At 65.0% G+C, this 4,111-nt stretch carries 4 protein-coding genes; all 4 read left to right on the plus strand.

What is annotated here, in order from left to right:
* The coding region (locus tag A6723_RS00035) for a hypothetical protein (RefSeq protein WP_064979527.1) at positions 1 to 243 on the plus strand (243 nt) is incomplete at its 5' end.
* Position 244: 1 nt separating this feature from the next.
* Positions 245 to 763: a DUF3486 family protein gene (locus tag A6723_RS00040; RefSeq protein ID WP_054906976.1), complete on the plus strand. Its 519-nt coding sequence runs from the start codon at positions 245 to 247 to the stop codon at positions 761 to 763.
* A 2-nt stretch (positions 764 to 765) separates the two neighbouring features.
* Positions 766 to 2,466 (plus strand): hypothetical protein, encoded by a 1,701-nt coding sequence (locus A6723_RS00045; RefSeq protein ID WP_054906975.1) that lies wholly within the window; start codon positions 766 to 768, stop codon positions 2,464 to 2,466.
* Positions 2,466 to 4,034 (plus strand): DUF935 domain-containing protein, encoded by a 1,569-nt coding sequence (locus A6723_RS00050; RefSeq protein ID WP_054906974.1) that lies wholly within the window; start codon positions 2,466 to 2,468, stop codon positions 4,032 to 4,034. The genes A6723_RS00045 and A6723_RS00050 overlap by 1 nt, the downstream gene beginning before the upstream one ends.
* The last annotated feature ends 77 nt before the right edge of the window (positions 4,035 to 4,111 follow it).

Here is a 4,111-nt window from a genome sequence, read left to right on the forward strand (position 1 = left end):
GACCCGCACGAAACCGTCGCGCTATGCACGATCCAGGGAATCTACCCGGACGCCACGCCGCTGGAGCTGCGCAAGGAACTGGACTACCTCAAGGACCGCAGCCTGGTCACACTGGACAAGAAACCCAGCGGCCAGTGGATTTGCGGCCTCACCCACTACGGCGTCGACATCGCCGAGTACACCATCGAGTGCCACCCCGGTATCGCGCGCCCTGAGAAATACTGGGCAAACGGGGGCACCTGACATGCCGCCCCGTTCGAAGGTCAAGCAACTGCCGGCCAAGGTTAAGGCCTGGCTGGACCAGGCGCTGGTGGAGTCCAACTTCTCCGGCTATGAGGCGCTCTCGGCCGAGCTGGAGGCGCGTGGCTTCAGCATCGGCAAGTCAGCCCTGCACACCTATGGCCAGAACTTCGAAGAGCGCCTGGCTGCCCTCAAGATGGCCCGCGATCAGGCCCAGGCTGTGGTTGCCGTGGCGCCCGACGATGACGGCGCAGTCAACGAAGCCCTGGTGCGACTGACCCAGGAGAAGCTCTTCAGCCTCCTACTGTCCTCCGAGGGCAAGCTCGACATCAGCAAGGTCGGCAAGACCGTGGCCGAGCTGGTCAAGGCCTCCGTGGTGCAGAAGAAGTACGCCGCCGAGGCCGAGGTACGCCGCACGGCGCTCCAGGAAGCGGCCGACCGCATCGACAACGCCGCCCAGGCCCGAGGCTTGAGCGCCGAGGAAGCCAGCTACTGGCGCGAGCAAGTACTCAAGGGGATGTGACCATGGCGGTTCCTGCAGCGCTGCCGGATACCGAGCGGCTTGTCGACTGGGAAGAGCTTCCTGCGGCCGTCCGTGCGCTTCCTGCTGACTTCGATCCCAGGGCCTCGGGCGTGTTGATGGCCCACCAGGCCGAATGGATCAGCATGCAGCAGGACCTGGACATTGCCGTGTGTGAGAAAGGACGCCGGACCGGCATCACCTTCGCCCAGGCCCTGACCGACACCATCACCGCCGCGTCTGCCAAGGACGCCGGGGGCTCCAATATCTGGTACATGGCCGACACCAAGGAAAAGGGCCTGGAGTTCATCGGCTACGTCGGCAAGTTCGCGCAGATCGTGGCGCGCGGCCAATGCACGATGGTTGAGCAACACATTTTCACGGACCAACTGGAGGATGGCAGCAGCCGCGAAATCCAGGCGTTCCGCGTGCGCTTCGCCAGTGGCTTCCGGGTGACGGCCCTGTCGTCCAGGCCGGAGAACATCCACGGCCTGCAGGGCCAGGTCGACATCGACGAGGCCGCGCTGCACAAAAACGTCAGTCACGTCCTAGAGTCGGCCACCGCGCTGCTGATCTGGGGCGGACGTATTCGTGTCTGGTCGTCCCACCGAGGGAAGAAGAACGCTTTCAACCAGTTGGTCCAGGACGTGAACGCGGGGCGCTATGGCAAGAAAGCCAGGTGTATCCGCATCTCCTTCGACGACGCCGTGGCCAATGGTCTGTATGAGCGGGCCTGCTTCATGCGTGGCGCCGTGGCCACCGCCGAGGGCAAGCGCGACTGGTACACCGCGATCCGCTCGGCCTACGGCCCGCGCAAGGCCGCCATGCGTGAAGAGCTGGACGTGATCCCCAGGGATGGCGATGGCTCGGGCATTCCTGGTGTCTGGATCGAGCGCGCTATGTCTGAGGAAGGTCGGCCGATCCTGCGCATCGTCTTCGACGATGACTTCCCCAAGCGCTCCGAGCGAGAGCGTGAGGTGTGGGGCGCCACCTGGTGCGCTCTCAAGCTGCTGCCCGAACTGGAGAAGGTTGCCGAGGGATTCGAGGGCCGCTGGGCTGTGGGCATGGACTTCGCGCGGCACCGGCACTTCTCGGTCATCACGCCCGCACGAATCACCCAGGACCTGCGGCGCGATGTGCCTTTCGTGATCGAGCTGGCCAACGCACCTACCCGACAGCAAGAGCAAATCCTCTGGTCAATGCTCGACTGGCTCAAGAATGGGAAGCGGCAATGGACCTTCGCCGGAGATGCCAGCGGCCCTGGCCTGATTCTCATGGAGTACACCGGCGACCGCTACGGCCGCGCCGTGTGGAACAAGGACGAGGGGCGCTGGGAAGGCGGCAACATCCACGAAATCACGCTCTCCAGGGCGTGGTACGGCGAGTGGATGCCCAAGTACATCGATCTGTTCCAGGACGGCTTCATCTCCCTACCTCGGGACGCCTCCCTGGAGGATGACCACCGGGCCGTGGAGTTCATCGACGGCATTCCGATGGTGCCAAAGCTGGAGCGAAAGGACCTCAAGGACGCCGACCTGGTGCGCCACGGTGACGGTGCTATCGCTGGCGCGCTGATGAACTTCGCCGCGCTCAATCATGTGGCCGGCTGGACCTATGCCTTTCACCAGGTGCCCAAGCCCGGCACCCGAACCAATGACGACGATGACCAGGTGTCCCTTGGCTGGGGCATCGGAGGTGTTCTGTAATGGCCGATTCCCCCATTCTCGATAGCGCCGGGCGCCCGATCCCGAAGGTCAACATCCTGGACGAGGTGGTACACGCCAGCGTTACTGGCGTGCGCCAGGCCTGGTCGACGGACAGCATCGCCACCAGCATTGATCCTGGCCGGCTCCGCACCATCCTGCAGGCGGCCGCCCAGGGCGATGCGCGGGACTACCTGACCCTGGCCGAGGAAATGGAAGAGAAGGACCCGCACTATGCGGCGGTCCTGGGCACGCGAAAGCGCGCGGTGTCTGGCCTCACCATCGCCGTCGAGGCGGCCAGCAGTGACCCGCGTGACGAGGAAATCGCCGACGCGGTGCGCCAGCTGGTGGAGGCGCCGCAGTTCGGCGACATGCTCGATGACCTCCTGGACGCCATCGGCAAGGGCTATTCGGTCGTCGAGCCGCTGTGGGAGTACCGCGACGGCAAGCTCTGGCCCAAGGCCTACAAGCACCGCGACCCGCGCTGGTTCCAGTTCGACCGGGAAACCGGCGAGCGCCTGCAGCTGCTGCAGCTGGACGGAACCCTGACCGAGTTGCCGTCTGATCGGCTCCTGGTCCACACGCCACGGCTCAAGTCTGGCCTCGCTATTCGGGGCGGTGTGGCGCGCCTGGTGGCTGTGGCGTTCATGTGCAAGGCTTTCGGTCAGAAGGACTGGATGCGCTACGCCGAGCTGTACGGCATCCCGCTGCGGATCGGCCGTTATGATGCCGCTGCGAAGCCAGACGACATCGCCGTGCTGCGCCGCGCCGTGGCCCAGCTGGCGGCCGATGCGGCGGCGGTACTGCCGGCCGGCATGAGAATCGACTTCCAGGAAATCGCCAACGCGGCGGGTGGTGCCGAGCTGTTCGAGAAGCTGGCCGAGTGGCTGGACAAACAGATCAGCAAGGCCGTCCTGGGCCAAACCATGACCACTGACGATGGGTCCAGCCAGAGCCAGGCGAACGTCCACAACGAAGTCCGCAAGGACATCCTGAAGGCCGACGCCAAGCAACTGGCCGCCACGGTGAACCGCGACCATGTGCGCGTATTCGTCGATCTGAACTTTGGTCCGCAGAAGGTTTACCCCAAGGCGGTGCTGCAGGTCACGGAGCCCGAGGACCTCAAGGCCCTTGCCGATGCCCTGGCGCCGTTCATTGATCGTGGCCTGCAGGTCAGTGCTGACGAGATTCGGGACAAGTTCGGCTTGGCGACCCCCGAGGCCGGCGCTGCGGTCCTTCGCCCGGAGGCTGGCGCATTTACCCCGGCCCTGAACCATGAGCAGACCTGCTGTCACGGCTGCAGCAGGCAGCGCCTGGCCCTGAACGCCGAACAGCTGCAGCGCGACGAGCTGGACCAGCTGGCCGACGACGACCTGAGCGACTGGGAGCCTCTGATTCGCCCGGTGCTCGATCCCATCCAGGCGCTGGCCGACAAGGCTAAGGACTTCGACGAGTTCAAGGCCGGGCTCACGGGGCTGCTCGATGAGATGGACCCTGCTGCGCTGATCGAGGCGCTGGCCTCCGCGAGCTTCAAGGCGCGAGCCCTGGGTGATGCGAGGGACGCGCTTTGACGACAGATCAGCCTCAGGTTCCAGTGCCAAAGGAGGCGCTAGATTGGCTGCGCGCCAAGGGCATCAAGCCTGGCTTT

It is taken from the genome of Pseudomonas sp. AU11447, from assembly GCF_001672555.2.
Classification (GTDB): domain Bacteria; phylum Pseudomonadota; class Gammaproteobacteria; order Pseudomonadales; family Pseudomonadaceae; genus Pseudomonas; species Pseudomonas nitroreducens.